At 69.6% G+C, this 26365-nt stretch carries 26 protein-coding genes and 1 pseudogene; 14 read left to right on the forward strand and 13 right to left on the reverse strand.

The features are described from left to right. Positions 1–130: 130 nt before the first annotated feature. From BN2279_RS12735 to BN2279_RS30595, 6 genes are all read right to left on the reverse strand, one after another. Positions 131–745, reverse strand: coding sequence for a YdcF family protein (locus BN2279_RS12735; protein ID WP_059008990.1), 615 nt, complete (start codon positions 743–745; stop codon positions 131–133). Positions 746–829: 84 nt separating this feature from the next. Beyond that, entirely contained in the window at positions 830–1192 is a 363-nt protein-coding gene (locus tag BN2279_RS12740) for a hypothetical protein (protein ID WP_059008992.1), read from the reverse strand. Next, the gene (gene ribD / locus BN2279_RS27675) at positions 1189–2118 is read right to left on the reverse strand and encodes a bifunctional diaminohydroxyphosphoribosylaminopyrimidine deaminase/5-amino-6-(5-phosphoribosylamino)uracil reductase RibD (RefSeq protein WP_079032118.1); all 930 of its coding nucleotides are present in this window, start codon (positions 2116–2118) and stop codon (positions 1189–1191) included. The genes BN2279_RS12740 and ribD overlap by 4 nt, the downstream gene beginning before the upstream one ends. A gap of 219 nt (positions 2119–2337) precedes the next feature. After that, positions 2338–2562: a DUF397 domain-containing protein gene (locus tag BN2279_RS27680; RefSeq protein ID WP_079032119.1), complete on the reverse strand. Its 225-nt coding sequence runs from the start codon at positions 2560–2562 to the stop codon at positions 2338–2340. A 97-nt stretch (positions 2563–2659) separates the two neighbouring features. After that, on the reverse strand, positions 2660–3022 hold the full coding sequence (locus BN2279_RS12750) for a hypothetical protein (RefSeq protein WP_059008995.1): 363 nt from the start codon (positions 3020–3022) through the stop codon (positions 2660–2662). Positions 3023–3040: 18 nt separating this feature from the next. Further along, complete coding sequence (locus tag BN2279_RS30595) at positions 3041–4462, reverse strand: NsdA family TPR-like regulatory protein (protein ID WP_234347809.1); 1422 nt, start codon at positions 4460–4462, stop codon at positions 3041–3043. A gap of 189 nt (positions 4463–4651) precedes the next feature. Here BN2279_RS30595 and BN2279_RS12755 point away from each other — a divergent pair, with 189 nt between their 5' ends. The 3 genes from BN2279_RS12755 (at position 4652) to BN2279_RS12770 (ending at position 6789) form a co-directional block, all read left to right on the forward strand. Beyond that, positions 4652–4990, forward strand: a complete 339-nt coding sequence (locus BN2279_RS12755; RefSeq protein ID WP_159037209.1) for a hypothetical protein — start codon at positions 4652–4654, stop codon at positions 4988–4990. Between the two features lie 614 nt (positions 4991–5604). Next, a complete protein-coding gene (locus tag BN2279_RS12765) occupies positions 5605–6042 on the forward strand; it encodes an NUDIX hydrolase (RefSeq protein WP_159037210.1) in 438 nt (145 codons plus the stop codon). A 36-nt stretch (positions 6043–6078) separates the two neighbouring features. Continuing rightward, positions 6079–6789 (forward strand): response regulator, encoded by a 711-nt coding sequence (locus tag BN2279_RS12770; RefSeq protein WP_059009004.1) that lies wholly within the window; start codon positions 6079–6081, stop codon positions 6787–6789. 4 nt (positions 6790–6793) lie between these two features. On the opposite strand, the gene BN2279_RS12775 is transcribed toward BN2279_RS12770, so the two are convergent. The 3 genes from BN2279_RS12775 to nadA all read right to left on the reverse strand — a co-directional run bounded on the left by BN2279_RS12775 (position 6794) and on the right by nadA (position 10505). Beyond that, complete coding sequence (locus BN2279_RS12775) at positions 6794–8161, reverse strand: S41 family peptidase (protein WP_059009009.1); 1368 nt, start codon at positions 8159–8161, stop codon at positions 6794–6796. Positions 8162–8419: 258 nt separating this feature from the next. Next, positions 8420–9271, reverse strand: coding sequence for a GNAT family N-acetyltransferase (locus tag BN2279_RS12780; RefSeq protein ID WP_059009010.1), 852 nt, complete (start codon positions 9269–9271; stop codon positions 8420–8422). Between the two features lie 34 nt (positions 9272–9305). Then, positions 9306–10505: a quinolinate synthase NadA gene (gene nadA / locus BN2279_RS12785; protein WP_104531020.1), complete on the reverse strand. Its 1200-nt coding sequence runs from the start codon at positions 10503–10505 to the stop codon at positions 9306–9308. Between the two features lie 247 nt (positions 10506–10752). Between nadA and BN2279_RS12790 the strand changes: the two genes are divergently transcribed. Further along, on the forward strand, positions 10753–11103 hold the full coding sequence (locus tag BN2279_RS12790; protein WP_059009012.1) for a HesB/IscA family protein: 351 nt from the start codon (positions 10753–10755) through the stop codon (positions 11101–11103). 69 nt (positions 11104–11172) lie between these two features. Here the strand turns inward: BN2279_RS12790 and BN2279_RS12795 are convergent, their stop codons facing one another. Then, the gene (locus BN2279_RS12795; protein WP_059009013.1) at positions 11173–12762 is read right to left on the reverse strand and encodes a hypothetical protein; all 1590 of its coding nucleotides are present in this window, start codon (positions 12760–12762) and stop codon (positions 11173–11175) included. 141 nt (positions 12763–12903) lie between these two features. Here BN2279_RS12795 and BN2279_RS12800 point away from each other — a divergent pair, with 141 nt between their 5' ends. Next, positions 12904–13878, forward strand: a complete 975-nt coding sequence (locus tag BN2279_RS12800) for a carbohydrate kinase family protein (RefSeq protein WP_059009015.1) — start codon at positions 12904–12906, stop codon at positions 13876–13878. 27 nt (positions 13879–13905) lie between these two features. On the opposite strand, the gene BN2279_RS12805 is transcribed toward BN2279_RS12800, so the two are convergent. After that, a complete protein-coding gene (locus BN2279_RS12805) occupies positions 13906–15318 on the reverse strand; it encodes a cysteine desulfurase/sulfurtransferase TusA family protein (RefSeq protein ID WP_059009632.1) in 1413 nt (470 codons plus the stop codon). A 189-nt stretch (positions 15319–15507) separates the two neighbouring features. On the opposite strand from BN2279_RS12805, the gene ctaC reads away from it, so the two are divergent. From ctaC to BN2279_RS12825, 4 genes are all read left to right on the forward strand, one after another. Beyond that, positions 15508–16473 carry an aa3-type cytochrome oxidase subunit II gene (gene ctaC, locus BN2279_RS12810; protein ID WP_059009017.1) on the forward strand — a complete coding sequence of 322 codons (966 nt, stop codon included), beginning with the start codon at positions 15508–15510 and terminating at the stop codon, positions 16471–16473. After that, positions 16470–18197 carry an aa3-type cytochrome oxidase subunit I gene (ctaD, locus tag BN2279_RS12815; RefSeq protein ID WP_059009018.1) on the forward strand — a complete coding sequence of 576 codons (1728 nt, stop codon included), beginning with the start codon at positions 16470–16472 and terminating at the stop codon, positions 18195–18197. Before ctaC ends, ctaD begins: the two co-directional genes overlap by 4 nt. A 38-nt stretch (positions 18198–18235) precedes the next feature. Then, positions 18236–18592, forward strand: coding sequence for an aa3-type cytochrome oxidase subunit IV (gene ctaF / locus BN2279_RS12820; protein ID WP_407702250.1), 357 nt, complete (start codon positions 18236–18238; stop codon positions 18590–18592). A 128-nt stretch (positions 18593–18720) separates the two neighbouring features. Continuing rightward, positions 18721–19971 (forward strand): L,D-transpeptidase, encoded by a 1251-nt coding sequence (locus tag BN2279_RS12825; protein ID WP_059009021.1) that lies wholly within the window; start codon positions 18721–18723, stop codon positions 19969–19971. 23 nt (positions 19972–19994) lie between these two features. Here the strand turns inward: BN2279_RS12825 and BN2279_RS12830 are convergent, their stop codons facing one another. Further along, positions 19995–20396 carry a DNA-binding transcriptional response regulator gene (locus BN2279_RS12830; protein ID WP_059009023.1) on the reverse strand — a complete coding sequence of 134 codons (402 nt, stop codon included), beginning with the start codon at positions 20394–20396 and terminating at the stop codon, positions 19995–19997. A gap of 146 nt (positions 20397–20542) precedes the next feature. On the opposite strand from BN2279_RS12830, the pseudogene ctaE reads away from it, so the two are divergent. From ctaE to trpD, 5 genes and pseudogenes are all read left to right on the forward strand, one after another. After that, a pseudogene (gene ctaE / locus BN2279_RS12835) lies at positions 20543–21162 on the forward strand (aa3-type cytochrome oxidase subunit III). 68 nt (positions 21163–21230) lie between these two features. Then, on the forward strand, positions 21231–22040 hold the full coding sequence (gene qcrC / locus BN2279_RS12840) for a cytochrome bc1 complex diheme cytochrome c subunit (protein WP_059009024.1): 810 nt from the start codon (positions 21231–21233) through the stop codon (positions 22038–22040). Further along, complete coding sequence (gene qcrA, locus BN2279_RS12845) at positions 22037–23107, forward strand: cytochrome bc1 complex Rieske iron-sulfur subunit (RefSeq protein ID WP_079032120.1); 1071 nt, start codon at positions 22037–22039, stop codon at positions 23105–23107. The genes qcrC and qcrA overlap by 4 nt, the downstream gene beginning before the upstream one ends. Then, positions 23104–24741 (forward strand): cytochrome bc1 complex cytochrome b subunit, encoded by a 1638-nt coding sequence (qcrB, locus tag BN2279_RS12850; RefSeq protein ID WP_059009026.1) that lies wholly within the window; start codon positions 23104–23106, stop codon positions 24739–24741. Before qcrA ends, qcrB begins: the two co-directional genes overlap by 4 nt. Before the next feature lie 124 nt (positions 24742–24865). Further along, positions 24866–25930 carry an anthranilate phosphoribosyltransferase gene (trpD, locus tag BN2279_RS12855; RefSeq protein WP_059009027.1) on the forward strand — a complete coding sequence of 355 codons (1065 nt, stop codon included), beginning with the start codon at positions 24866–24868 and terminating at the stop codon, positions 25928–25930. A gap of 61 nt (positions 25931–25991) precedes the next feature. Here the strand turns inward: trpD and BN2279_RS12860 are convergent, their stop codons facing one another. Further along, positions 25992–26273: an Lrp/AsnC family transcriptional regulator gene (locus tag BN2279_RS12860; protein WP_059009028.1), complete on the reverse strand. Its 282-nt coding sequence runs from the start codon at positions 26271–26273 to the stop codon at positions 25992–25994. Between the last annotated feature and the right edge of the window lie 92 nt (positions 26274–26365).

Consider the following 26365-nt stretch of genomic DNA (forward strand, 5'->3'; position numbering starts at 1 on the left):
AGCGTGTGAGATGACGAGTGTTCTGTTTGTGTTGAAGAGGAAGAAGAGGGAATGTGTTAGTCCGGCGTGCCTGGGGGGGTGGGAAAGGTTAAAAAAAGAAGGGAGAAGCCCAGGGGACAGGCGGACGTACTCATAAGGGGGAGGGCCACGCGCCATCGACACGGCGCACGTCCCGGAAACTGCCGTCCTCGACACGGCGGGACACTTCCCGCCACTCGCGGATCACTCTCCGTCGGCCGTCCGGAATGGCGGGCCAGTCGGTACGAGTGGTCCGCTTGCCCGCATAGACGGGTTCCCACGCGATCGCATAAAAAGGTCCGAGGTCGGGCAGCAGGGTCGCGAGGGAGTGAACCGTGCGGCGGTGGAACCACTTGCTGATGGCTGTGATTCTCCATCCGGACTCCAGCGCCTCGCGCAGGAACGGGAGGGCGAACTCCACGTTCTGCCACGTGTTCGTAGACCTGTCCTCATGGCGGATGACGGAGTCGGGGACGCCACGCTCGATGAGCAGCCTGCGGAACTCGCTGCCTTCCACGATGCCGTTGTGGCGGTTGACGCCACCTGTTGCGATGATCAGGGGCGCCAGCCCCCGGTGGTACCGCTCGGCCGCGATCTCGACAGGCTGAAGCCGGTTGGTACCGAAGAGGAAGTGGGCGGTCGGCTCCCCCTCCGGCGGTGACGCCTCGATGTCGACAAATCTGGTGATTTCATCGACCTGACCAGGACTCAGTTCCTCTTCGCTCATGTGCGACCCCCAAGATTCTCGGCTGTCTCCGGGCCTTCGCGTTGACGCCTCTGGCCGGTCCGACGTCGGATCACCGGGGGAGCGTCACCCTGGAAGATCCTCGATAAATGTGAAGATGTCGGCGTCGGTTTCGCGCTGCCAATCCGGCAGGTCATCCCAATCGGCGACGTAGCTCGGTTTCGGGTCAGGGATGTGCTTGTGAATCTGCGCGACCCAGCAGACGGCCACGAAGCGCCCTTTCTGCTCGCGAGTGAGCTTCGAAGTCTTACCGTCGCTGATCTCGATGAACTGGCGCACCTGTTCGTACACGGCTGCGGCGGCTTGTTTTTCCCATGCGGGCATCTCTTCCCACGGTGCGATGTAGCCCGGCTTGGGCTCGCCCGGGAAATGTTCCTTCACGCCACGGATCCACGCTTCCCGAAAGAGGCGCCCCGGCTCGTCGGTCATGTCATCTCCTTATCGGTGCTGCGGTTACCCGACCAGGCCCTGTCCGCGACCAGCCGGGTGAATCCCTGAAGGCGTCGTACATCGGTGAGGCGATAGCCATCGAAGAGGTCCACGAATTGCCATGGAGGTGGCGCCCAGGAGGCCCGAGTGGCAGGCAGGTAGGCAATCACCCGGTCTGCCGGGTATGCGTCCATGAGAGTCAAGGCTTGAGGGGATGCGCCTTCGATCAGCAGTGAGCGTGCTCCCGCCTGCTGGCAGCCTTCCAGTGCTTTGCTCGGATCATCGGAGATCGGCCCGGCAGGCACGGTGAAGACATCCGGATTGTGGTTCCCGGGGTGGCCTTCTTCCAGCATTCCTTGCCGGGTCAGCACGAGGTCATGTGAGGAGCGAAGCGCCAGGGTTTCCTCGGCTACCGGGCCGATGACGGCGACGTCTGGGCTGCCGTCCGAGGCTGCCCCGTAGACCCAAGTAGTGAAGGGCCGTCCGGTATGGGTGGATGCCAGCCATGGACCTAGCACGAGGAGTGCTTCCTGTGCGAGAACGCCTTGTTCCACATGGATGCCGGCTTGTCGAAGCACAGCGGCACCGCCTTCGCCGCGCGAGGTGGGATCCATGACGGCAATGAGGACTTTGGCCACCCGGGCGTCGATGAGGGCTTGTCGGCACGGCGGAGTGCGACCGTAATGGTTGCAAGGCTCCAGAGTCACGACCGCTGTTCCACCGACCGCGCGTGGCCCGGCGGCAGCGAGCGCGTTGACTTCGGCGTGGGCCTGCCCTTTTCGCAGGTGGTATCCCTCGCCGATTGCGTTTCCTCGCTCATCGAGAATCACGCACCCCACCGGCGGGTTAGGGCTGGTGGATCCTAGCCCTTGGGCTGAGATCACGATCGCACGCCGCATCGCGGCCAATTCTTGCGTGTTTGCCATCTCAACACTCCGCAGAGACACCTCGGTATCAAGGGGTTCGGTGGTCTAATCTGGTCCCAGATGCCCATTACTTGTATGCAACCTTCAGGGAATGCAGGGCGTTGTCCAGGAGTGGATATCCAGAGACCCCCTTCCTGCTTTTTTCGGGCAGGGAGGGGGATTCCTCGTTTTGTCGGCTTCGAGGCCCTGCGGTCGGCTGTTCGGTGCGGAAGCCGAAGGCTAGCGGTCGAAACCTTGCGACCGAACAGCCGATACGAAGGATGCGAAGGATGCTGCCGAAGCCAAGATTATCGGGCCATGATCTGCCTTCTTGCTGTCGTGGATCGGAACCATGCCGGCAACTCCGTCCGCTACCTCGACGCAATCGCCGTTGTTCATCCCGCCGCCCTGGCGATAGCTGCTCTTCCGCCAGTTGAGGCCATCGGGAATCAGGTTCTCGCTCATTCGAACTCCATCACGTAGTCTCTGATCATGTCCAGGAATTCGATTACGGAAGCGGAGCTGCTATCCGCGCGTGCGGATGGCGATCCCGGATGGACCGTCAAGCTGAATGACTCTCGATCGCTTCGAAGATCTCCGTATCAGTTTCTCGCTGCCATTCCGGCAGGTCGTCCCAATCGGCAACGTAGCTCGGTTTCGGGTCGGGGATGTGCTTGTAGATCTGCGCGACCCAGCAGACGGCCACAAAACGTCCCTTTTGCTCACGAGTAAGCTTCGAGGTCTCACCATCACTGATTTCGATGAACTGACGAACCTGCTCATGTACGGCTGCGGCGGCTCGTTTTTCCCAGTCTGGCATGTCTTCCCATGGCGCGATGTAGCCCGGTTTGGGCTCGCCGGGGAAATATTTCTTTACCCCACGGATCCATGCATCACGAAAGAGGCGGCTCGGCTCGTCGGTCATGATCTCTCCTTTGGCAAGTCATCCCACATGACGAAGTGTCGAGATCTGGTCATTCAGTTGCAGAATTCGTTGATCGGTGAGTAGCGGCGCCAAGCGAACTTGCAGAGCTTGCAACTTACGCCCGACATATCCTGAGCCGGTTCGTTGAGCTAGCTCAACAGCCGCGTGAGCATAAGCCAGTATTTTCTCGACGTCTCGCTGCTGAATTCCAGTATCTGCCAGGTCGACAAGTACACCGCCTCTTCGACGCGAGGAAAGAGGTTGCTTGAGTGCTTCTGTCAGCGCCGCTTCCGCTTGGTCGGGCCTATCCAAGGCTGCGAAACACGTACCACGCTCCTCGGCAAGTCTGGAGCCGTCGAACCGCAGCCATCCGCCATTATGCATGCCACTACCGAGTGAGCGTACTTGCTCAGCTTTATCCAGTGAACGGCTACACGCCTCGTAGTCTCCTACTTTTGCGAACACTTCCGCCTGCACGGCAGCCACCCAGTGGCGAGTAGACAATTGACTGTCTCCACGCCGCGCGATTCGCTCGGCAGTTTCCAGCAAATGCACAGTGGTACTGTACGCGCCTTCATAAAGCCCGACGAAGGCATGTCGCGTAAGTGCGCATGCCCAAAGATCGAATGCGCCGGCTTCTTTGCTCGCGCTCGCGGCCACCGTGTAGCAGTGGGCTGCCTCGGTGTAGTGATTGCTGTCGAAAAAAATCTCTCCGGCGAGCTGGAAGAGATTCCCAGCAGCGCCACATAGACGCCTGTGTTGTTCTTCATCGGCGGCATTCTTCAGACCGTCCACGAGTCCCGCTAGCTGCCCTCTCACGACGGGATAAACCGCGTTCTTAGACGAGGAAAGTGCGAATACCTGCCAAAGGTGCGAGTTCATGCGATCACAATCCTCGATGAAGCCTCGACTATCGGCGGCAGGAAGACGCGTCTCGCAGAGCATGTTCACTTCGGGGGCTACAAGAGAAGCATTTGCTATGCTCATGAGCCGCAAGAATTCTCGCCTGATCATTTCGTCCAGAACGCTCGCATCCAGATAGTCCTCTCCCCGAGACGACGGGAACTTCGCTGCTGCACTTTGCGGTGAGGAATATGCTGCGACCTCACGCGAGGGACGTTCCTGGGAGGAACCCTCCCATGGCCTTCTCGGCAGGCCGAGCATTTCTCCGGGGATGCCGAAACCATCGGCAATGCGTTCGATGACGTGCTGGCCTCGAATGCCCCGAACCCCGCGAATCACGTCACTGATACGCGAATTGGTCATCTTGCCGATGGCGGCTGCCATATCAGCGTAGCTGGAGCCGGTACGTCGGTTGACGAGTCGGAAGATTTCCCGGAAGTCGCGGGCCTCGCAGGCTCGTCGCATGGCCTCGCTATTGAGCAACGCGGCGGGGATCGTGAGCGGGTAGCCGCTCCGCTGGGCTTCGCGTTCGTCCATGGGCCACCTCGCGGGACGGGATTGGACCAGTCCCAGGATAGTGCGTGGCCCGGGTGCGGGGTTCCCCAAAGCCGGTGGCACCGTTCCCCGTTCGCGGTTCCGTCCGAGGCTCCACCGCCTAGAAGCTCGTGGGACAGCGCATTCGTGCGGAACCAGCACCCCCGCGACCGGTCCGTGTCGGTCCGGGGCATGGACCACCTGAACGAAGGACAGGCAGTCATGACAAAGCCTTCGGCCCGAGGGGCCGGACTCGCCCCGCCGCCGGGCCTTCCGGTCGACGAGGAGGCGTTCTTGCGGTTGGTCTACGCCGACCTCACGCCCCGGCTCGGTTCCTTCCGCCTCCGCCGGGTCCGTGACCGGGCGACCGGGCGGGAAGGCACGTTGCGGGAGGCGTTCGTGCGTTTCACGACCGACAGCATGGGTCGGCGCAAGCGGGCGGACACCGAGATTTACATTCGTCCCACCGGCGGCGGATGTGAGTGGTGCACGGCTCCCGAAGAGATCGAGTTTCTCGGGGAGACGTCATGAACCTTCCCGTCGTGCGCCCCCGGTCGCGCAGGACCGCGATACCCACCCTGATCCACGTCGTCATCATTCGGGACCACCACCCACGGACGCAGAAGGACAGGGAAATGGGCAGCCGATGCGGGCACCACGGTTCTCACCTGGAAGATTCACCGGAGGGCAAGCGGTGCCCTCACTGCAAGACGGTCATCTACCTCCCCCGGGAACGCCACGTTCCCGCCGGTACGGAACAACGATCCGAAAGCGGGGAAGGCCAAGGCCCGGCCCACCACCGGAGCGGCGAGGACGCCCGCGCGTGGGTGGTCGCCCACAAGAAGCATGTCGTGGACCGCTACCTCCTCGATGAGGAGCCGATGAGCCGTCTCGCGCGGAGCCTCAACGTCTCCGCCACGTGGCTTTCGCATCAGTTCGACGCCTGGGGAGTGCCCCGGCGTGGAAGGGCGGAAGCCGCCGTGTTGCGAGGCCCCGGCGTCAATCCGTATCAGGGCCGGTAGAGAAACGGGCGGCGAGCGCCCGGGAATCCCGTCCCCCCGGGAGCACGGGCCTCACCTGTCGAATCAATGCGTAAGGCGAAGATGAATTCCCCCGATATCCGTGTCGTCGTCCGTGTTCTTGTCATGGCGATCGACGCGCCCTCCATCCTGTTCGTGCGGCTCCCCGGGGAGACCGGGCCGGTTCTGCCCGGGGGCTCCGTGCCTCGACGCACCCCTGTCAGGGAGTGCGCCGCGGACTATCTGCTGGCCCAGACGAACCTGCCCATTCCTGTGGGGCGACTCCTTGTCTTCGATCAGACCTTCGGGGACGGCCCCGCCGAGCAGCCGGAAACGCACACCTTGGTCATGGCCGCGGCGTGGGTGGACCGGGCGAAGATTCCCGTCACACTCCCCGCCGCGACCGAATGGCTCTCCGTCGAGAGCCAGGCCACATCCTCCGGAATCGTCAAGTACGCGGTGTACGCGGCGGGGGCCCGCGTCCCCTTCTCCGCCGTCCTGCTGAACGGCGAGGGGACCGACGAAGAACGACGGCAGGCGCAGGGGCCGTTCGCGCCCGCGTGAGAACTCGGTGCCGGCTGTTCGGCCTAGGCTGGGGGTATGACCGCTACGCGTCCCGAGGGGGCCGGTGGGCGACCGGTGCGAGTCGTGCTCGTCGATGACCAGGCGTTGTTGCGCAGTGCGTTCCGGGTGCTGGTCGAGTCCGATCCGGGCATGACCGTGACCGGTGAGGCGTCGGACGGTGCCGAGGCGCTGGAGGTGATCCGCGAGCGGGGCGCGGACGTGGTGCTGATGGACATCAGGATGCCGGGGCTCGACGGGCTGGCGGCGACCCGGGCCATCGGCGCGGATCCGGCGTTCGACGGGGTGAGGGTGGTGATCCTGACCACCTTCGAGTCGGACGACTACGTGGTGGAGGCGCTGCGGGCCGGGGCGTCCGGGTTTCTCGGCAAGGGCGCCGAGCCCGCCGAGCTGCTGAGCGCGATCCGGCTGGTGGCCGCCGGGGAGGCGCTGCTGTCACCGGCGGCGACCCGGGGGCTGATCGCGCGCTTCCTGGAGCAGCGGGACGACGGGCAGCGGGCGGCGCCGGACGCGTCCGCGCTGGACGTGCTCACGGTCCGCGAGCGCGAGGTGCTGGCCGAGGTGGCGGGCGGGCTGTCGAACGACGAGATCGCCGGCCGCCTGTCCGTCAGCCCCCTCACCGTCAAGACCCACATCAACCGGCTGCTCACCAAGCTCGCCGCCCGCGACCGCGCCCAGCTCGTCGTCCTGGCCTACGAGACGGGCCTGGTCCGCCCCCGCTCCGCCTGACGGGTCAGTCCAGCAGCCGCAGCGCCGTCTCCAGCGCGCTGTCCCGGCCCTCGGACAGCTCCTCCTCGGTGAAGACCGGGGTGAGGTGCTGCGGCGGGATGCCGGTCACGTCGTAGGTCGTGCCCTCGGCGGTCCGGTACTCCTCGTTGGGCAGCCGGAACTGCCAGCCGTTGGGCAGCGCGCGGTCCATCGTGTCGGAGAAGACGCCCTGGGTGTTCTGCCCGATCAGGATCGTCTCGGCGGGGCGTTCCGTCAGCGCCTGGGTGAACGTCTCGCCCGCGCTGATCGTCAGCGGCCCGGTGAGCACCGCGACCGGGCCGGTGTAACGGGGGCCCGGGGCCGGCCGGACGGTGATGGGCCGGCCCGCGGTGTACCCGGCGGGGTCGTCCGGGTCGTTCCGCACGTACTTGGTGTAGGCGGTGTAGGTCCGGCCGGTCAGCCGGGAGGCGATGCTCAGGGCCAGCGGGTCGGCGCCGCCGCCGTTGACCCGGACGTCCACGACGAGTCCGTCGAGCCGCCGCCAGGGGATCTCGTCCAGCGCGGTCTCCAGCTCCTCCTCCCACCGGACGTACGACGGTTCGTCGCTGAAGCCCACGAAGCGGGTGACGCGCAGGTAGCCGGTGCCGTCCGGCAGGCGGGCGAAGGAGAGCGCGCCGTTGGCGTAACTCGTCAGCGGGACGCCGACCGCCTCCTCGACGGCCGCGTCGATGCGGGCCAGGTCCTCCAGGTCGAAGGGCGGGGTGTCCTCCCGCATGCCGTTGAACTCGCGGTCGCCGCCGTCGGAGAGGCCGGTGTGGGCGTCGTGCAGCGGCTCGATCATCGCCCGCAGGACGGCGAACAGCTCGTCGTCGCCGGTGTCCTCGCCGATCAGGGGCCGGTACTGGTCGCGCACCGCCTGCCAGTCGACGCCCCGCTCGTCGAAGAAGGGGTAGTGCTCGGCGTAGGTCTGCCAGAAGACGTCGAAGACGGCGAGCGGATCGGTGTCGGGCTGTGTCCCGCAGATGTCCGGCAGTGCCGGGACGCGGTGCAGGGTGCGGGTGCCCACGCTGGAGGCGATGGCCAGCGTGGCGCTGCCGTCCCGGCTCGGGGTGACGGTGATCCGGCGGTCACCGGCGGCGGTGTAGCTCCGGGCGCCGTTCCGGCCGGTGGCGTCGGCCGACCGCTCGGCCGCCATGGTGCCCGGCAGGCAGCTCACGGCCGTGAGGTCGTACGTCGTGAGGCTGTCGGGGCCGACGACCACGGCCATGCCGTAGCCATCGGTCTGCCAGACGCCCTCGACCGACGGCGGAGCGGCGTGCGGCGGTGGGGCGGCGCCGGTGGCCGCGAGGGCGGCGACAACGGCGACGGAGGCGGCGAGCGTCTTGGCATGCATGATCGAATCTTTCCGTGGCGGGCCGGTGCGCGTCCATCCTGTTTGGTCGCGGCGGTCGGGGACGATGGCGCGAGCCCCCCGGCGGGGGCCGGGGGGGGGCCCCCCCCCCTTTCTTTTTCTCCTCCGGCGCCGGCCGCGGAAGAGGATAGTTGTGTTTCTGTGGGGTTGCGGTGGTTAACAACTGCGCTGGCTCCTCAGCCGGTTTCTTCTTTGCGTGACTCTCTTCCTTCTGTCGAGCACCTTCACAGGCCCCCTCCGTCACAAGAACTGGACCGACGGCAGGTACGGCGCGGGCGGGCGCCTGCCGCGCAGGCACAGGTAGCCGTCGGCGGACAGGTCCAGGCCGGCCGCGAACCCGACGTCGAGCGCCCACTCCTGTTCGGCGGTCAGGTGCCGCACGGTGGCCGTGGCGCCGGGCGGCAGGCTGAGCAGCGCCGATGTCAGCAGCCGTACGGCGATCCGGCGGGAGGTGGCGGCGAGGAGTTCGACGGTGCCGTCCTCGTCGAGGTAGCAGTACCCGCTGCCGGCCAGGTCGTCGGCCACGACCACCCGGCAGTGCAGCAGCAGTTCGCCGTGGTCGGGGCCGTGGGCGGCGCCGCGCAGCCGCCGGTCCACCGAGTCCATCAGGTCCCGCTGCGCCGGGCCGCCCTCGATCGCCGGGCCGTCCGGGACGGTGAGCCGGGTGGCGTCCACCGTTCCCGACAGCCGCATCGTCGGGTGCAGGCTGAACCCGGCGGCCCGGTAGACGCGGGCGGCGCCGGAGTGCGGCCGGGCGCAGATGACGCCGCGCAGCGTGCCCCGGCCGTACGCCGCCGCCCGGCGCATCAGCTCGGTGCCCACGCCCTTGCCCTGCGCGCCGGGCACCACCGCGAGCAGCGACAGCCCCCACAGGCCCTCGCGCAGGGACGCCAGGGCCACCCCGACCGGGTCGCCCGCGTCGTCCTCGGCGAGCCAGCACCCGGCCGGGTCGGTCCCGGCCAGGTGCCGGACCCGGCGCGTGAAACGGACGGTCCGCCGTTCGCTCCACTCGTCGCCTCCGAAGGCGGCGGCGGTCACGGTCCGCACGGCCTCGGCGTCCGCTCGGTTGTCTCGTACCCGGCGCAGGATCATGCGGTCCATGGTCGCCCGGAGCGCGGCGGGCGGGCTACGGCAGGGCGAGCATCCGGTCGAGGGCGAGCTTGGCGAAGTGCTCCGTCTCGGGGTCGACGGTGATGCGGTTGACGACCTTCCCGTCGGCCAGCGACTCCAGGGCCCACACCAGGTGCGGCAGGTCGATGCGGTTCATGGTGGAGCAGAAGCACACCGTCCGGTCGAGGAAGACGATCTCCTTGTCCTCGGCGGCGTAACGGTTCGCCAGCCGCCGGACCAGATTGAGTTCGGTGCCCACGGCCCACTTGGAGCCGGCGGGGGCGGCGTCCAGCGTCTTGATGATGTACTCCGTGGACCCGACGTGGTCGGCCGCCGCGACGACCTCGTGCCGGCACTCGGGGTGGACGAGCACGTTGACGCCGGGGACGCGGGCGCGGACCTCGTTCACCGAGTCGACCGAGAAGCGGCCGTGGACCGAGCAGTGGCCCCGCCACAGGATCATCCGGGCCCGGCGCAACTGGTCGGCGGTCAGCCCGCCGCCCGGCTTGTGCGGGTTGTAGACGACGCAGTCGTCCAGCGACATGCCCAGGTCCCGCACGGCGGTGTTCCGGCCGAGGTGCTGGTCGGGGAGGAACAGGACCTTGCCGTCGCCGTCGCCCCGCTGGGAGAACGCCCACTCCAGCGCGCGGGTGGCGTTCGAGGAGGTGCAGACGGTGCCGCCGTGCCGGCCGGTGAACGCCTTGATGTCGGCGGAGGAGTTCATATAGGTGACGGGGACCGTGACATCGGCCACGCCCGCGTCGGTCAGCACGTCCCACGCCTCGGCGACCTGCTCGGCGGTGGCCATGTCGGCCATGGAGCAGCCGGCCGCGAGGTCGGGGAGGACGACGGCCTGGGCGTCGGAGGTGAGGATGTCGGCCGACTCGGCCATGAAGTGCACACCGCAGAAGACGATGTACTCGGCCTGCGGCCGGGCAGCGGCGTCGCGGGCCAGCTTGAAGGAGTCCCCGGTGACGTCCGCGAACTGGATGACCTCGTCCCGCTGGTAGTGGTGGCCCAGCACGAACAGCCGCTCGCCGAGCCTGGCCTTGGCCGCGCGGGCCCGTTCCACCAGATCGGGGTCGGACGGCGCCGGCAGGTCGCCTGGACAGTCCACCCCGCGCTCGCTGGCCGGATCGGCGTTCCGGCCCAGCAGGAGGAGGGCGAGCGGGGTCGGCTCGACGTCGAGGGTCTGGGCGGTGTTCACGGCTCCCACCCCTTCTTTCTGTGCGCGTCCGACGCCTTTTCGTCGGATTGACGTTATGGATCATAACCTCTTCGCGTCAGCTTGACGATGGCCATAGCGTCACTGTGACGCATTCCGCGACGCGCCACGGTGTGCGAGCATGAGGGAAACGAGAAGAGACGCGCCGCGGCCGGAATGAAACCGGCCGGACTTCTGTTGGCGCACTCGGCAGAGCACTCCGCACACAGTGCACCCGGACTACTTGGGAGATACGCAGATGTCCGTAACGGAAGAGACCGTTAAGGACGGCATCGTCCTTTCCGACACGGCCGTGGCGAAGGTCAGGAGCCTGCTGGAGCAGGAGGGGCGTGACGACCTCGCGCTCCGCGTCGCGGTTCAGCCCGGTGGATGCTCCGGTCTGCGCTACCAGCTCTTCTTCGACGAGCGCTCGCTCGACGGCGACGTCGTCAAGGACTACGACGGCGTGAAGGTCGTCACCGACCGGATGAGCGCCCCCTACCTCGGTGGCGCCTCGATCGACTTCGTCGACACCATCGAGAAGCAGGGCTTCACCATCGACAACCCGAACGCCACCGGCTCCTGCGCCTGCGGCGACTCCTTCAGCTGATCGGCACGGCGGAGGCGGCGGACCGATCCATCCGGTCCGCCGCCTCCGCCGTCGCTTTTCCCGGTCCGCTCAGCGGACCGGGATGGGCTCGCCCCGCTCGTCCACCAGGGTGCGGGTCCCGACCGGCTCGTCGAGGGAGATCTCCGTCGTCTGCTCCTCGGCGACCAGGATGCACTGCCGGGTCGGGTCCGGGTTGGTGGCCTCCAGGGTCACCGTGATCTCGTCGTCCGACTCCTCGGCGACGGCGGCGTACTCGTCGCACACGCCGCCCCAGAAGCGCAGGGTCAGCTCCGTGTCCGACTCCTCGTACGGCGCGACCGACCAGCCGGTCTCCGTGACGTCCGGGCTCTCGCCCGGATCGCCCGGCTCGGTGCCCGCGCCGGAGCCCGGGTCGGCGGGTTCGGCGGGCTCCGCGGGTTCGGCGGGCGCGGGGGTGTCGGGCGTTCCGCCGGTCGTTCCGTACTCGACCGCCACCGCCGGGTGGCTCACCACGACCGGCACCCCGGCCGTCAGCGTCCCCGCGAAGAGCCAGGACGGCACCAGCACCGGCTCCTGCCCGGAGTAGTGCAGCGCCAGTCCGAACTCGGCCGTCACCTCCGTCGGCGCGGGCTTCTCCCCGTCGGACGGGCAGGCGGGCGCCGTCTCCGGCTCCGCCGGCGGCACCGGCTCGCCCGGCTCGGCCACCGGCTCCTGCTCGGCCGCCGGCTCCCGGGCGTCGTCGGGCGCCGGCTCGGCGCAGGCGATCTCGGGCACGGGCAGGTCGCCCAGCGTCTCGTTGTACTCCTCGACGGCCTCGGCCGCGCCGCGTGTGACCTCGCGCTCCTCGCCCGCCTCGGGCGCCGCCAGCGCGCCGGTGGCGCTGGTCACCTCGCCGTCCGCGTCCACGTGCAGCTCGGTCGCCAGGCCGTGCACCGGCAGCCCGTCCACGACGGGGAACGCCCGTACGACGCGCTGCGACGCCACGGTGAGCGTCGCGTCCAGCTCGGCGCCGGACAGGCCCAGCTCGTCCAGCAGCGGTCCGGCCGCGTCCAGGGCCTCCCGCTCGGACGGCGGGGAGCCGCCCGCGTCGTCCACCGGCATCTCCGGGCTCGCGACGGAGGCGTCCGGGTCGGCCGGGTCCATGTCGAGGTCGCTGGTGAAGATCGCCCCGCCGTACGACCAGGAGCCGGGCGCCTGGCCCGTCACGGTCAGCGACGCGCCGTCCGGCTCCGAGCCGGGCACCGTCCACGCCGTGCCGCCGTCGCCCGACACCTCGCCGTCCAGGCCGAAGACCTCCGCCAGCCCGGCGACCTGCTCCTCGGTGACCTCCGCGAAGCCGTACGCCGCCGCCCGCTCCGGGCCGTCCGGCGGGTCCCCGGCCAGCCGCAGGGCACCGGGGCCGGCCAGTTCCAGGGCCGTGTCCGCGTCCCACTGGGCGTCGACGCGGGACGCGGCGAGGCCGTCCAGCAGCAGGGGGGCCGACGCGTCGCCGGCCACGGTCCCGGCCGGGGCACCGTCCTCGTCGCCGTCGCCGCCCAGCAGGCCGCTCACTCCGTACAGACCGCCCGCGACGACCGCGACAGCCACCGCCACGCCCGTGATCACCGGCCACCGGGCGCGGCCGTTCCCGTCCCGGCCCTCGGGGGTGTCCGCGTCCTCGCGGGTCTCCTCGTCAGCCACGTCATCGCTCCTCGGATCAGCGGATGGTATGCCGGTTGGACGGGGCGGCCAGCGCCCCGGTTCCACCGCCAACCGGCGCTTCACACAGGGCCGGTAGCCTGGTGCCCCCTGTCACCTGACGCCCTCGGGAGCGGAACCGCCGTGCGTATCGCCGTCTCGGGCTCGATCGCCCATGACCATCTGATGACCTTTCCCGGCCGGTTCGCCGACCAGCTCGTCGGGGATCAGCTCCACACCGTCTCGCTGTCCTTCCTCGTGGACTCCCTCGAAGTGCGCCGGGGTGGCGTCGGCGCCAACATCTGCTACGGCATGGGCCAGTTGGGCGCGTCCCCGATCCTCGTCGGGGCGGCGGGCGCGGACTTCGAGGAGTACCGGGCCTGGCTGGACCGGCACGGCGTGGACACCGCCTCGGTCCGCATCTCCGAACTCCTGCACACCGCCCGTTTCGTGTGCACCACCGACGCCTCCCACAATCAGATCGGCTCCTTCTACACGGGCGCCATGAGCGAGGCCCGGCTGATCGAGCTCCAGGCCGTCGCCGACCGGGTCGGCGGCCTGGACCTGGTGCACATCGGCGCCGACGACCCGGAGGCGATGCTCCGCCACACCGAGGAGTGCCGGACCCGGGGCATCCCGTTCGCCGCCGACTTCTCCCAGCAGCTCGCCCGGATGGAGGGCGACGAGATCCGGACCCTGACCGAGGGGGCGGCGTACCTGTTCCACAACGAGTACGAGAAGGCGCTCGTCGAGAGCAAGACCGGCTGGTCGGCCGATGAGGTCCTCGACCGGGTCGGCACCCGCGTCACCACGCTCGGCGCGCGCGGGGTGCGGATCGAGCGGTCCGGCGAGGAGCCGCTCGAGGTCGGCTGCCCCGAGGAGGAGACCAAGGCCGACCCGACCGGCGTCGGCGACGCGTTCCGCGCCGGTTTCCTCTCCGGCCTGGCCTGGGGCGCCTCCCTCGAACGCAGCGCGCAGGTCGGCTGCATGGTCGCCACGCTGGTGATCGAGACGGTCGGCACCCAGGAGTACACGCTGCGCCGGGGCCCGTTCCTGGAGCGCTTCGCCAAGGCGTACGGCGCGGACGCGGCCGACGAGGTCCGCGAGCGCCTCGGCTGAGCCGCCGCCCCCGCGCGCCGGGGAGCGTCAGGACACGCGGCGGACCCGGTAGGCCGTACCGGGCCCGTCGCCGTGAGGGCTCTCGCCCCCGTACTCCTGGCCGCGCATCGCGCACCAGGCCGGGATGTCGAGGCGGGCCGCCGCGTCGTCCGACAGAACGGTGATCACACCGCCCACCGGCACGCGGCCGATCGCCTTCGCCAGCTCGATCACCGGGATCGGGCACCGCTTGCCCAGCGAGTCCACGGTCAGCGCGTCCCCGGCCCCCTCCCGTTCGTCCGGCACCACCGAGGGCCGGGCCGGAGCCGGGGCCGGCGGGGCGAGCGCCGCGCGGACCGAGGCGACCGCGCCGGGCAGCGCGGCGAGGAAGCGCTCCACGTCCTCCTCCGCCGTCCCGGGCGGCAGCGACAGCCGGACGTTGCCCTCCGACAGCACGCCCATGGCCCGCAGCACATGGCTGGGCGTCAGCGTGCTCGACGTGCACGACGAGCCGGACGACACGGCGAAGCCCTCCCGGTCCAGCGCGTACAGCAACGCCTCCCCGTCGGCGTACAGGCAGGAGAACGTCACCAGGTGCGGCAGCCGGCGCACCGGGTCGCCGACCACCTCCACGTCGGGCACCAGCTCCGGCACCCGTTCCCTGATCCGGTCCACCAGCGTCCGCAGCCGGGCCGCCTCCGCGTCCGCCGTTTCCCGCACCGCCCGCAGCGAGGCCGCCGCCGCGACCACGGCCGGGATGTTCTCGAAGCCCGCCGCCCGGCCCGACTCCCGCTCGTCCACCGGCCGCGCGGGCGCGAACCGCACCCCCTTGCGCACCGCGAGCAGCCCCACCCCGGGCGGGCCGCCCCACTTGTGGGCGCTGGCCGCCAGCAGCGACCAGCCGTCCTCCACCGGCCCCCAGGCCAGCGACTGCGCCGCGTCCACCAGCAGCGGCACGCCCGCCGCGCGGCACACGGACGCGATGGCGCCCACCGGCTGACGGGTCCCCACCTCATGGTTGGCCGACTGCACGCACACCAGCGCCGTGTCGTCGCCCAGCGCCGCCGCCACCGCCTCCGGCGCGACGCGCCCGGCCCGGTCCACGCCGACCTCGGTGACCTCGCCGCCCGCGTCCCGGTGCGCCCCGGCGGCGTGCAGCACCGCCGAGTGCTCCACGGCCGACACCACCAGCCGCCGCCCGGCCCGCGCCCGGCCCGCGAGCGCGCCCGCCACGCCGGTGTGCAGGGCGCGCGTCCCCGAGGAGGTGAACGTCAGCTCGTCCGGGCGGCAGCCCACGGCCTCGGCCGCCGTCTCCCGGGCCGCGTCCAGCAGCATCCGGGCCCGCCGGCCCTCGCGGTGCGGACGGGCCGGGTCCGCCCAGCCGTCCTCCAGCGCGGCGGCCAGCGCCTGCCGGGCGACGGGGTGGAGCGGGAGCGAGGACGCGGCGTCGAAGTAGGGCACGTCCGCCACGCTAACAATCCCCCTGTTCCGCCACCCCGGCGCGTTGGGTGACCCTCCCCGCGTGGCCCCGGGGGACGTCCAGTAGGGTTTGGTCCGCATAAACATCCAAACCCCTGCCCGTGTCAGGGCCGGCCCCGCTCCGCGCGAAGGCAGCCCGGACCATGGGCGAGACTCTCGGGAAGGCGCTACGTGAGTCCCAACGGCTCCGACCGCTCGTCGCGGCGCCCGATGCGGCGGATCCTGCCGCAGGCGCTCATCGCGGGCCTGGTCCTGGCAACCGCGACAGGTTGCACATCGGAGGACTTCCCCCGCCTCGGCATGCCCACCCCGGTGACGGAGGAGGCGCCCCGCATCCTGTCCCTGTGGCAGGGCTCGTGGGCCGCCGCGCTCGCCACGGGGGTGCTGGTCTGGGGCCTCATCCTGTGGAGCGTTTTCTTCCACCGCCGCTCCCGGACGAAGGTCGAGGTTCCCCCGCAGAACCGGTACAACCTCCCCATCGAGGCCCTGTACACGCTCGTCCCGCTGATCATCGTCTCGGTGCTCTTCTACTTCACCGCCCGGGACCAGACCGAGCTGCTGGAGACCTCGGACGAGCCCGATCACGTGATCAACGTGGTCGGCTTCCAGTGGAGCTGGGGTTTCAACTACATCGAGCACGTGGGCGACCACGAGGGCGACGCCCGGGAGGCGTCCGAGCTGGAGGCGATCCCCGACCGCATCCAGGAGCGCTTCCCGGCGGACGCGAACGGCGTCTACGAGATCGGCACCCCCGCCGACCGGAACCCCGACACCGGCAACCCGGGCCCCACCCTGGTGCTGCCGGTGGGGGAGACCGTCCAGTTCGTCCTCACCTCCCGCGACGTCATCCACTCCTTCTGGGTCGTGCCGTTCCTGATGAAGCAGGACGTCATCCCCGGGCACACCAACACCTTCGAGGTCACCCCCACCCGTGAGGGCACCTTCCTGGGCAAGTGCGCGGAGCTGTGCGGCGTCGACCACTCCCGCATGCTCTTCAACGTCCAGGTCGTGTCGCCCGAGGAGTACGACGCGTACCTGGAGGACCTGGCGGAGCAGGGCCAGACGGGGTACATCCCGGCCGGTATCGAGCAGACCGACGCCGCCCGCAACTCCCAGACCAACGAGGGGCAGTCGTGAGTATCCTCGAAAAGAACCAGGAGTCGGACGTCGCGCCCGCGATCCGCGCCGCCGCGCGCCGCCCGCAGCCGGGGTCCGTCGTGGTCAAGTGGCTCACCACCACCGACCACAAGACGATCGGCTCGATGTACCTCATCACGTCGTTCTTCTTCTTCATCGTCGGTGGCGTCCTCGCCCTGCTGATGCGCGCCGAACTCGGCCGGCCGGGCAACCAGTACCTGAGCAACGAGCAGTTCAACCAGCTCTTCACCATGCACGGCACGGTGATGCTGCTGCTCTTCGCGACCCCGCTGTTCGCCGGCTTCGCCAACTGGATCATGCCGCTCCAGATCGGCGCCCCGGACGTGGCGTTCCCCCGGCTGAACATGCTGGCCTACTGGCTGTACCTGTTCGGCGGCCTGATGGTCGTCGGCGGCTTCTTCACCCCGCAGGGCGCGGCCAGCTTCGGCTGGTTCGCCTACACCCCGCTGTCCGACGCGGTCCGCTCGCCGGGCGTCGGCGCCGACATGTGGGTGATGGGCCTGGCCCTCGGCGGCTTCGGCACCATCCTCGGCGCGGTGAACTTCATCACCACGATCATCTGCATGCGCGCGCCCGGCATGACGATGTTCCGGATGCCGATCTTCACCTGGAACGTGCTGCTCACCGGTGTGCTGGTGCTGCTGGCCTTCCCGGTGCTCGCCGCCGCCCTGTTCGCGCTGGCGGCCGACCGGGTCTTCGGGGCACATATCTTCGACGCGGCCAATGGCGGCGCGATCCTGTGGCAACACCTGTTCTGGTTCTTCGGCCACCCCGAGGTGTACATCATCGCGCTGCCGTTCTTCGGCATCGTCTCCGAGATCATCCCGGTCTTCAGCCGCAAGCCGATCTTCGGCTACATCGGCCTGGTCGCCGCGACCATCATGATCGCGGGCCTCTCGGTGACGGTGTGGGCGCACCACATGTACGTCACGGGCGCGGTGCTGCTGCCGTTCTTCTCCTTCATGACCTTCCTGATCGCGGTCCCGACCGGTGTGAAGTTCTTCAACTGGCTCGGCACCATGTGGAAGGGCTCGCTCAGTTTCGAGACCCCGATGCTCTGGTCGGTCGGCTTCCTGATCACGTTCCTCTTCGGTGGTCTCACCGGTGTGATCCTGGCCTCGCCGCCGCTGGACTTCGCCATCTCCGACAGCTACTTCGTGGTGGCCCACTTCCACTACGTGGTGTTCGGCACGGTCGTCTTCGCGATGTTCGCCGGATTCCACTTCTGGTGGCCGAAGTGGACGGGCAAGATGCTGGACGAGCGGCTGGGCAAGATCACCTTCTGGACGCTGTTCGTCGGTTTCCACACGACCTTCCTCGTCCAGCACTGGCTGGGCGCCGAGGGCATGCCGCGCCGCATCCCCGACTACCTGGCCGCGGACGGGTTCACCGCCCTCAACACCGTGTCCACCATCGGGTCGTTCCTGCTCGGCATGTCGATGCTCCCGTTCTTCTACAACGTCTGGAAGACCTGGAAGTACGGCGAGAAGATCACCACCGACGACCCGTGGGGCTACGGCCGTTCGCTCGAATGGGCGACGTCGTGCCCGCCGCCCCGGCACAACTTCACCACGCTGCCCAGGATTCGTTCCGAGTCCCCGGCGTTCGACCTGCACCACCCCGAGGTGGCGGCGCTCGACCAGCTTGAGAACGACGCCCGCCACGAGGCCGAGGCGCTCACCGGAAAGGAGGCCGGCCAGTGAGGGTGCAAGGGCATCTCTTCGCCTGGGTCGCGGTCTTCATGCTCGCCGTGGCCGTCGTCTACGGGCTGTGGTCCAAGGAGCCGGTCGGCACGACGGCCCTGTTCCTGTCGTTCGGCCTGACGGCGATGATCGGGTTCTACCTGATCTTCACCGCCCGCCGGGTCGACACGGGCGCCCAGGACGACAAGGACGCCGACGTCGCCGACGACGCGGGCGAGCTGGGCTTCTTCAGCCCGCACAGTTGGGCCCCGCTGGTCCTCGGCGCGGGCGCGGCGGCGGCGTTCATGGGTCCGGTCTTCGGCTGGTGGTTCCTGTACTTCACCGCGCCGCTGGTCGCCATCGGCCTGTGGCTGTGGGTCTTCGAGTACTACCGCGGCGAGAACCAGAACCAGTGACGCCCCGCGCCGGACACGGCGCTCCCGCGTGACATGGGGTGGCCCCCCGGAGGCGAGTCCTCCGGGGGGCCACCCCATTCGCAGCAAGCCGACGCGCCCTTTCGGGCCAATGTTCTTAGTTTGTGGCTATGAGTCACATATCTCGGACCACGCTCAGCGCCGCTCTGCTGGCCGCTCCGCTGCTGGCCGGGCTGACCGCCTGCGGTGAAGGCGACCACCCCCTGTCGGCCGACCCGTACGACGCCACGGAGGCCCTCTCCTTCGGCGCCGCGGACGGCGACGAGGCCACCGCCGTCGATCCCGACTCGCCCCTGAAGATCAGCGCCAAGGGCGACGACACCCGCATCACGGACGTCGTCGCCACCGACACCACCGGCCGCCCCCTGGCGGGCGAGCTGGCCGCCGACGGCCGCGGCTGGCGCAGCACCTCGCCCCTGGCCGCCGACGCCACCTACACCGTCCGCGTCAGCACGGAGAACGGCGGCGGCGCCCCCGGACGCGGCGTCCACAGCTTCACCACCCGCGCCTCGGACACCAAGCGCCTGGACGTCAGCTTCGGCCCGGAGGCGGGCACCTACGGCGTCGGGCAGCCCATCACCGCGACCCTCAGCCGCGCGATCTCCGACGAGAAGGAACGGGCGCTGGTCGAGGCGGCCCTGACGGTCCGCTCCGAGCCCGCCGTCGAGGGCGCCTGGCACTGGGTGGACGACAAGGAGCTGCACTACCGGCCCGAGGAGTACTGGCCCGCCCACGCCCGCATCTCCGTGGCGTCCAACCTGGAGGGCCTCAGCATCCGGGACGGCCTGCGCGGCGGCAGCGGCGAGCCGCTGGAGCTGCGGACCGGCGACCGGGTCGAGGCCGTCGCCGACATCAGCTCCCACACCATGACGGTCTCCCGCAACGGCGAGGAGCTGCGCACGATCCCCATCACCACCGGCAAGGAGGGCTTCCGCACACGCAGCGGCAAGAAGGTCGTCCTCGGCCGCGAGGCGCGGGTGCGGATGACCGGCACCAGCATCGGCATCCCCGCCGGCAGCGCCGACTCCTACGACCTGAACGTCGAGTGGGCCGCCCGCCTCACCTGGAGCGGCGAGTACGTCCACGGCGCCCCCTGGTCGGTCGGCTCCCAGGGCGTGGACAACGTCAGCCACGGCTGCACCGGACTGAGCACCGCGAACGCCCGCTGGTTCTACGAGCTGATCAAGCCGGGCGACATCGTGGAACACGTCAACGGCTTCGGCGAGGACATGGCCCCGTTCGGCAACGGCTTCGGCGACTGGAACCTGTCCTGGGACGCCTGGCTGGACGGCAGCGCCCTCCAGGGCGGCGACCACCCCGCGGCCGGCCCGGCCGAGGGCCGGCTCGCGCCGGGCATCTGAAACGGCGGCCCGCCGTGCCCCGCTCAGACCGCGCTGGGCAGCCGCCCGCGCAGCAGGGACGCCAGGGACGAGGCCAGCTCCGCCGGGTCCACCGGGTGCGCCACCGCGGCCTCCGCGCGGCTCCAGGTGGCGAGCCAGGCGTCCTGCGGGCGCCCGATCAGCAGCAGCACCGGCGGGCACTCGAAGATCTCGTCCTTGATCTGACGGCACACGCCCATGCCCCCGGCCGGCACGGCCTCGCCGTCCAGCACGCAGACGTCCACGCCGCCCTTCTCCAGCTCCGACAGCACGGCCGGCAGGGTGGCGCACTCCAGGTACTCGATCGCCGGGACATCGTCCGCGGGACGCCGCCCCGCCGCGAGGCGCACCTGCTCGCGGGTGTTGGCGTCGTCGCTGTAGACCAGCACCGTGGCGGTGCTCTGCATCGTTCCTCCGCGGGGTCGGGCGGGTGTCGTCGCCGCGGATGCTACTCCGTCCAGGCGGCCCTGGGCAGGCCGTCGGCGTGCCGCCGGGTCACGGGGACGCGCCGAACCGGACCCCCGGGGCGAGCCCCGGAAAACCGCCCGACATAATGACGGGCGTGGCGACAGCAACAGCAGTAGATACCGGGCACGCGATCCCCTCGGTCAACAGGCCGAACGTCACCAGCGTCGGGACCGTCATCTGGCTGAGTTCCGAGCTGATGTTCTTCGCGGCCCTCTTCGCGATGTACTTCACCCTGCGGTCGGTGATGGGTGCGGAGTACTGGCAGGAGAGCGCGGAAGCGCTCAACCTGCCCTTCTCCGCGCCAATACGACGATCCTGGTGCTTTCCTCCCTGACCTGCCAGCTCGGCGTGTTCGCCGCCGAGCGCGGGGACGTGAAGAAGCTCCGCGGTTGGTTCGTGGTCACCTTCATCATGGGAGCCGTCTTCATCGGCGGCCAGGTCACCGAATACGTGGAACTGGTGGAGCACGAGGGCATCTCCCTCTCCTCCGGTCCCTACGGTTCGGCGTTCTACCTGACGACCGGCTTCCACGGTATGCACGTGCTGGGCGGACTGATCGCCTTCTTGTTCGTGCTGGGCCGGACCTACGCCGCGCGGCGCTTCACCCACGAACAGGCCACCACGGCCATCGTCGTGTCGTACTACTGGCACTTCGTCGACGTCGTCTGGATCGGCCTCTTCGCCACCATCTACCTGATCCAGTAGCGGCCGGTCGACGCACTGTACGTACTTATCAAGCACCGACGCAGAAGATCCTGACACCGGGGTAATCCGTGAAAAAGCTCTCCGCACGACGACGCCATCCCATGGCGGCACTCGTCGTCCTCCTCCTCGCGCTGGCGGCCACAGGGGGGCTGTACGCCGCGTTCGCGCCCGCGGACGAGGCCAAGGCCGACGACGCGGCCCAGTCCCTCGCCATCGAGGAGGGCAAAAGGCTCTACGACGTCGGCTGCTCAAGCTGCCACGGCGCGGGCGGCCAGGGAAGCAGCGACGGCCCCAGCCTGGTGGGCGTCGGCGCCGCGGCCGTCGACTTCCAGGTCGGCACCGGCCGTATGCCCATGCAGCAGCCGGGCCCGCAGGCGCCCGACAAGCCCGCGGTGTACACGCAGGCCGAGATCGATCAGCTCGCCGCGTACATCGCCTCGCTCGGCCCCGGCCCCGCGCAGCCGAACCCCAGCGCCTACGACCCCGCCGAGGGCAACGCGGCGGAGGGCGGTGAGCTGTTCCGGACCAACTGCTCGCAGTGCCACAACTTCACCGGTCAGGGCGGCGCCCTGACGCACGGGAAGGAAGCGCCCGGGCTCGACGACGTCGATCCCCGGTACATCTACGAGGCCCTGCTCACCGGCCCGCAGAACATGCCCTCCTTCCCCGACTCGACTCTCCCCGAGGAGCAGAAGCAGGACATCATCGCGTTCCTCCAGGAGGTCAACACCTCGGAGTCCGAGAACCCGGGAGGCTTCACGCTCGGCGGCTTCGGTCCCGTCAGCGAGGGTCTCTTCGCCTTCACGTTCGGCATCGGCGCCCTGATCGCCGTCACCGTGTGGGTCGGCGCCAGGACCGCGAAGGCCAGGAAGTCATGAGTAGCAACGACAACGAACGAAACGACCAGGTGCTCTCCGACGACCACCTGCCCGCGAGCCCGGAGGGGAAGAGCCAGGTCGCCGTCGCCGACGACCCGTTCGCCGACCCGGGGCTGCCGCACCACGAGCCGCGCCGCCAGGACATCGACGAGCGCGCCGCGAAGCGCTCCGAGCGCACGATCTCGCTGCTCTTCACACTGGCGATGCTGTCCACGGTCGGCTTCATCGCGGTCTACTCGACCGTCAGCGTCGAGAAGATCGTCTACATCTTCCCGTTCGGGCACGTCAGCGCGACGAACTTCGGGCTCGGACTGACGCTCGCCCTGGCGCTGTTCGCCACCGGCGCCGGCGCCGTCCACTGGGCCAGGACCCTGATGTCCGACCTGGAGGTCGCCGACGAGCGGCACGCGGTCGAGGCCGCGCCCGAGGTCCGGCAGAAGGTCTTCGACGACTGGAAGCAGGGCGTCGCCGAATCCCAGTGGACCCGCCGGAAGATGGTCCGCAACACGATGCTCGGCGCGCTCACCCTGGTCCCGCTGACCGGTGTCGTGCTGCTGCGCGACCTCGGCCCGCTGCCGTACAGCAGGCTGCGGCACACGGCGTGGGAGGAGGGCTCGCTGATCATCAACGAGGCCACCATGCAGCCGCTGCGCCCCGAGGACATCGTGGTCGGCTCGCTCACCCAGGCCATGCCCGAGGGTCTCGACCCGCACGCCGAGGACTTCCACGCGGAGATCGCCAAGGCCGCGGTCATGCTGGTGCGGCTGGAGCCCGAGGACATCAAGGACGCGCGCTCGGCCGAGTGGGGCCACGAGGGCATCCTGTGCTACTCGAAGATCTGCACGCACATCGGCTGCCCGGCCACGCTCTACGAGCAGCAGACGCACCACGCGCTCTGCCCCTGCCACCAGTCGACGTTCGACCTCGCGGACGGCGCGCGGGTGCTCTTCGGCCCGGCAGGCCACCCCCTGCCGCAGCTTCGCATTTCGGTGAACGACGAAGGCTATCTCCAAGCGCTCGGCGACTTCGAGGAGCCGCCCGGCCCGAGCTTCTGGGAGCGCGGATGAGTACGACAACTGACGCCCCGAAGACGAGGGGCAAGGCCGGCCCGGGCGAGCGTCTCGCCGACTGGACCGACGGCCGGCTGGGGCTCTACACCCTGGCCAAGGCCAACATGCGGAAGATCTTCCCGGACCACTGGTCGTTCCTGCTGGGCGAGATCTGCCTCTACAGCTTCACCATCCTGATCCTCACCGGCACCTACCTGACGCTCTTCTTCGTGCCGAGCATGGCCGAGATCGAGTACGACGGCCCCTACGTGCCGATGCAGGGCGTCATGATGACGGAGGCGTACGCCTCGACGCTCGACATCAGCTTCGAGGTCCGCGGCGGTCTGCTGGTCCGGCAGATCCACCACTGGGCCGCGCTGATCTTCGTCGTCGGCCTGCTGTTCCACATGTTCCGGGTGTTCTTCACCGGCGCGTTCCGCAAGCCGCGCGAGCTGAACTGGCTGTTCGGCTGGACGCTGCTGATCCTGGCCATCTTCACCGGCCTCACCGGCTACTCGCTGCCGGACGACCTGCTCTCCGGCACCGGTATCCGGTTCATGGAGGGCGCGATCCTGGCGACACCGGTGATCGGCACCTATCTCCAGATGTTCCTGTTCGGCGGGGAGTTCCCCGGGCACGACATCATCCCGAGATTCTTCGTCATCCACGTGCTGCTGCTGCCGGGCATCATGCTGGGGCTGGTCGCCGCCCACCTGATCCTGGTCGTCTACCACAAGCACACCCAGTACGCCGGGCCCGGCAAGACGAACACCAACGTCGTCGGCATGCCGTTCCTGCCCGTGTACATGGCGAAGGCCGGTGGCTTCTTCTTCCTCGTCTTCGGCGTCATCACGGCGATCGCGGCGACCGTCACCATCAACCCGGTGTGGGTGCTGGGGCCGTACCGGCCGGACCAGGTGTCCACCAACGCCCAGCCGGACTGGTATCTCGGCTTCTCCGAGGGCCTGGTGCGCCTGATGCCCGGCTGGGAGTGGGTGCTGCCCGGCGGGTACACGCTCAACCTGGGCCTGATGATCCCGCTCGGCGTCTTCCCGGGCATGCTGGTCCTGATCGGCCTGTACCCGTTCTTCGAGTCCTGGGTCACCAAGGACCGGCGCGAGCACCACATCGCGGAGCGCCCGCGCAACAGCCCGACCCGGACCGGCTTCGGCGTGGCGTGGCTGACCGCGTACGTGGTGAGCCTGATCGCGGGCGGCAACGACGTGTGGGCGGTCAACTTCAACCTGTCGATCAACGCCATCACCTGGTTCTGCCGCGTCGGATTCTTCGTGCTGCCCGTCCTCGCGTTCATCGCGACCCGGCGGATTTGTCTCGGCCTCCAGCGGCGCGACATGGAGAAGGTGCTGCACGGCCGCGAGACCGGCATCATCAAGCGGCTCCCGCACGGCGAGTTCGTCGAGGTGCACGAGCCGCTGCCGCCGGAGCGGCTGTACACGCTCGTGGCGCACGACCAGCAGAAGCCCGCCGAGCTGGGTCCGGAGACGGACGAGAACGGCGTGCGGCGCAAGATCAGCCCGCTGGAGCGGCTCCGGGTCCGGATCAGCCGCGGCTACTTCGGCGAGCACGCGCAGATCCCGAAGCCGACCGCCGAGGAGTACCGCGCCATCACCAGCGGCGAGGGACACCACTAGGCGACCCGCGCGGCGGCCGAGGGCCGTGGTCACCGCCCGTTCCCGGGCGGCGGCCACGGCCCTCGGCGTTTGGCCCTAGGCTCTGCTCCGACGAGACCGACTGCCTGCCCAGGAGTGAAGTCCCATGAGCGTTGTGACCCCGGCCGGAGGCGACCCCGCGAGCGCGCGCACCTGGCCCGACCTGCTGGCGTCGCTGATGGCCGGCCGGGATCTGACGGCCGACGACGCGGCCTGGGCGATGGACCGGATCATGCGCGGCGACGCGTCGGACGTGCAGATCGCCGGCTTCGCCGTCGCGCTGCGCGCCAAGGGCGAGACGGTCGAGGAGGTCACCGGCCTGGTGCGGACGATGTACGCGCACGCGAACCTGATCGAGGTGCCGGGACCGGCCGTGGACATCGTCGGCACCGGCGGCGACCGCGCCAAGACGGTCAACATCTCGACCATGTCGGCGATCGTCGTCGCCGGGACGGGCACCCGCGTCGTCAAGCACGGCAGCCGGGCGGCGTCCAGCGCCAGCGGCGCGTCGGACGTGCTGGAGAAGCTCGGCGTCAACCTGGACCTGACCCCGGAGCGGGTGGCGGAGGTCGCGGTGCGGGCCGGGATCAGCTTCTGTTTCGCGGTCCGCTTCCACCCGGCGCTGCGCCATGTGGCGGGGGCACGGGCGGAACTGGGGGTGCCGACGACGTTCAACTTCCTGGGCCCCCTCACCAACCCGGCCCGCGTCGGCGCCCAGGCGACGGGTGTCGCGGACGCGCGGATGGCGCCGATCATGGCGGGCGTGCTGGCCGAACGCGGCACGTCGGCGCTGGTGTTCCGGGGCGACGACGGCCTGGACGAGCTGACCGTCACCTCGACCTCGACGGTGTGGGTCGTGCGCGACGGCAAAGTGCGCGAGGAGAAGTTCGACCCGCGCGACGTCGGTGTGGAGCCGGCCCCGATCGAGGCCCTGCGCGGCGCGGACGCCGCCTACAACGCGGAGGTCGCCCGCCGCCTGCTCGACGGCGAGCGGGGCCCGGTCCGCGACGCCGTCCTGATGAACGCGGCGGCGGGCCTGGTCGCCCTCGATCCGCGCGACACGCCGCTGCCGGAGCAGATCGCGGCGGGCATGGCGCGGGCCGCCGAATCGATCGACTCGGGCGCGGCCAGGGCGGCGCTGGAACGGTGGGTCGCGGCGAGCCGGGCGTGACCCGCCCGGTGCCCCGAGGCCCCCGCGGTACGACGCGGTCCCGCCGGCCGGCGGGACCGCGTCACGCGTCCAGGCCGATCGAGAAGGCGGCCTCCAGGTCGTGGCGCGAGTATGTGCGGAACGCGATATGGGTTTCGGTGGACTCCACTCCCGGTACCTTGCTGATGCGGCCCGGGATCACCTCCGCGAGGTCCTCGTGGCAGCGGACCCGGACCAGGGCGATAAGGTCATGGGGGCCGGTCACCGAGTAGACCTCGCTGACCCCCTCCAGCGCCGCGATCTGCTCCGCGACCTCCGGGACGCGGTCCACGCTGGTCTTGATGAGCACGATCGAAGTGATCACGGCTGAGCCTTCCCTGTGCGGCGACGCGGTACGCAGGGCTCACCTTAGCCCGCTGTCCGGGCCGTGGCGCGGGCGTGGCGCGTAGGGTGACA

Source organism: Streptomyces specialis (assembly GCF_001493375.1).
Taxonomy (GTDB): domain Bacteria; phylum Actinomycetota; class Actinomycetes; order Streptomycetales; family Streptomycetaceae; genus Streptomyces; species Streptomyces specialis.

What these genes read in the sequence shown, in the direction of transcription:
- BN2279_RS12735 (WP_059008990.1), bottom strand. Translation starts at nt 745, where the DNA reads ATGAGCGAAGAGGAACTGAGTCCTGGTCAGGTCGATGAAATCACCAGA.
- BN2279_RS12740 (WP_059008992.1), bottom strand. Translation starts at nt 1,192, where the DNA reads ATGACCGACGAGCCGGGGCGCCTCTTTCGGGAAGCGTGGATCCGTGGC.
- ribD (WP_079032118.1), bottom strand. Translation starts at nt 2,118, where the DNA reads ATGGCAAACACGCAAGAATTGGCCGCGATGCGGCGTGCGATCGTGATC.
- BN2279_RS27680 (WP_079032119.1), bottom strand. Translation starts at nt 2,562, where the DNA reads ATGAGCGAGAACCTGATTCCCGATGGCCTCAACTGGCGGAAGAGCAGC.
- BN2279_RS12750 (WP_059008995.1), bottom strand. Translation starts at nt 3,022, where the DNA reads ATGACCGACGAGCCGAGCCGCCTCTTTCGTGATGCATGGATCCGTGGG.
- BN2279_RS30595 (WP_234347809.1), bottom strand. Translation starts at nt 4,462, where the DNA reads ATGGACGAACGCGAAGCCCAGCGGAGCGGCTACCCGCTCACGATCCCC.
- BN2279_RS12755 (WP_159037209.1), top strand. Translation starts at nt 4,652, where the DNA reads ATGGACCACCTGAACGAAGGACAGGCAGTCATGACAAAGCCTTCGGCC.
- BN2279_RS12765 (WP_159037210.1), top strand. Translation starts at nt 5,605, where the DNA reads ATGGCGATCGACGCGCCCTCCATCCTGTTCGTGCGGCTCCCCGGGGAG.
- BN2279_RS12770 (WP_059009004.1), top strand. Translation starts at nt 6,079, where the DNA reads ATGACCGCTACGCGTCCCGAGGGGGCCGGTGGGCGACCGGTGCGAGTC.
- BN2279_RS12775 (WP_059009009.1), bottom strand. Translation starts at nt 8,161, where the DNA reads ATGCATGCCAAGACGCTCGCCGCCTCCGTCGCCGTTGTCGCCGCCCTC.
- BN2279_RS12780 (WP_059009010.1), bottom strand. Translation starts at nt 9,271, where the DNA reads ATGATCCTGCGCCGGGTACGAGACAACCGAGCGGACGCCGAGGCCGTG.
- BN2279_RS12790 (WP_059009012.1), top strand. Translation starts at nt 10,753, where the DNA reads ATGTCCGTAACGGAAGAGACCGTTAAGGACGGCATCGTCCTTTCCGAC.
- ctaF (WP_407702250.1), top strand. Translation starts at nt 18,236, where the DNA reads ATGCTCGCCGTGGCCGTCGTCTACGGGCTGTGGTCCAAGGAGCCGGTC.
- BN2279_RS12825 (WP_059009021.1), top strand. Translation starts at nt 18,721, where the DNA reads ATGAGTCACATATCTCGGACCACGCTCAGCGCCGCTCTGCTGGCCGCT.
- BN2279_RS12830 (WP_059009023.1), bottom strand. Translation starts at nt 20,396, where the DNA reads ATGCAGAGCACCGCCACGGTGCTGGTCTACAGCGACGACGCCAACACC.
- qcrA (WP_079032120.1), top strand. Translation starts at nt 22,037, where the DNA reads ATGAGTAGCAACGACAACGAACGAAACGACCAGGTGCTCTCCGACGAC.
- qcrB (WP_059009026.1), top strand. Translation starts at nt 23,104, where the DNA reads ATGAGTACGACAACTGACGCCCCGAAGACGAGGGGCAAGGCCGGCCCG.
- trpD (WP_059009027.1), top strand. Translation starts at nt 24,866, where the DNA reads ATGAGCGTTGTGACCCCGGCCGGAGGCGACCCCGCGAGCGCGCGCACC.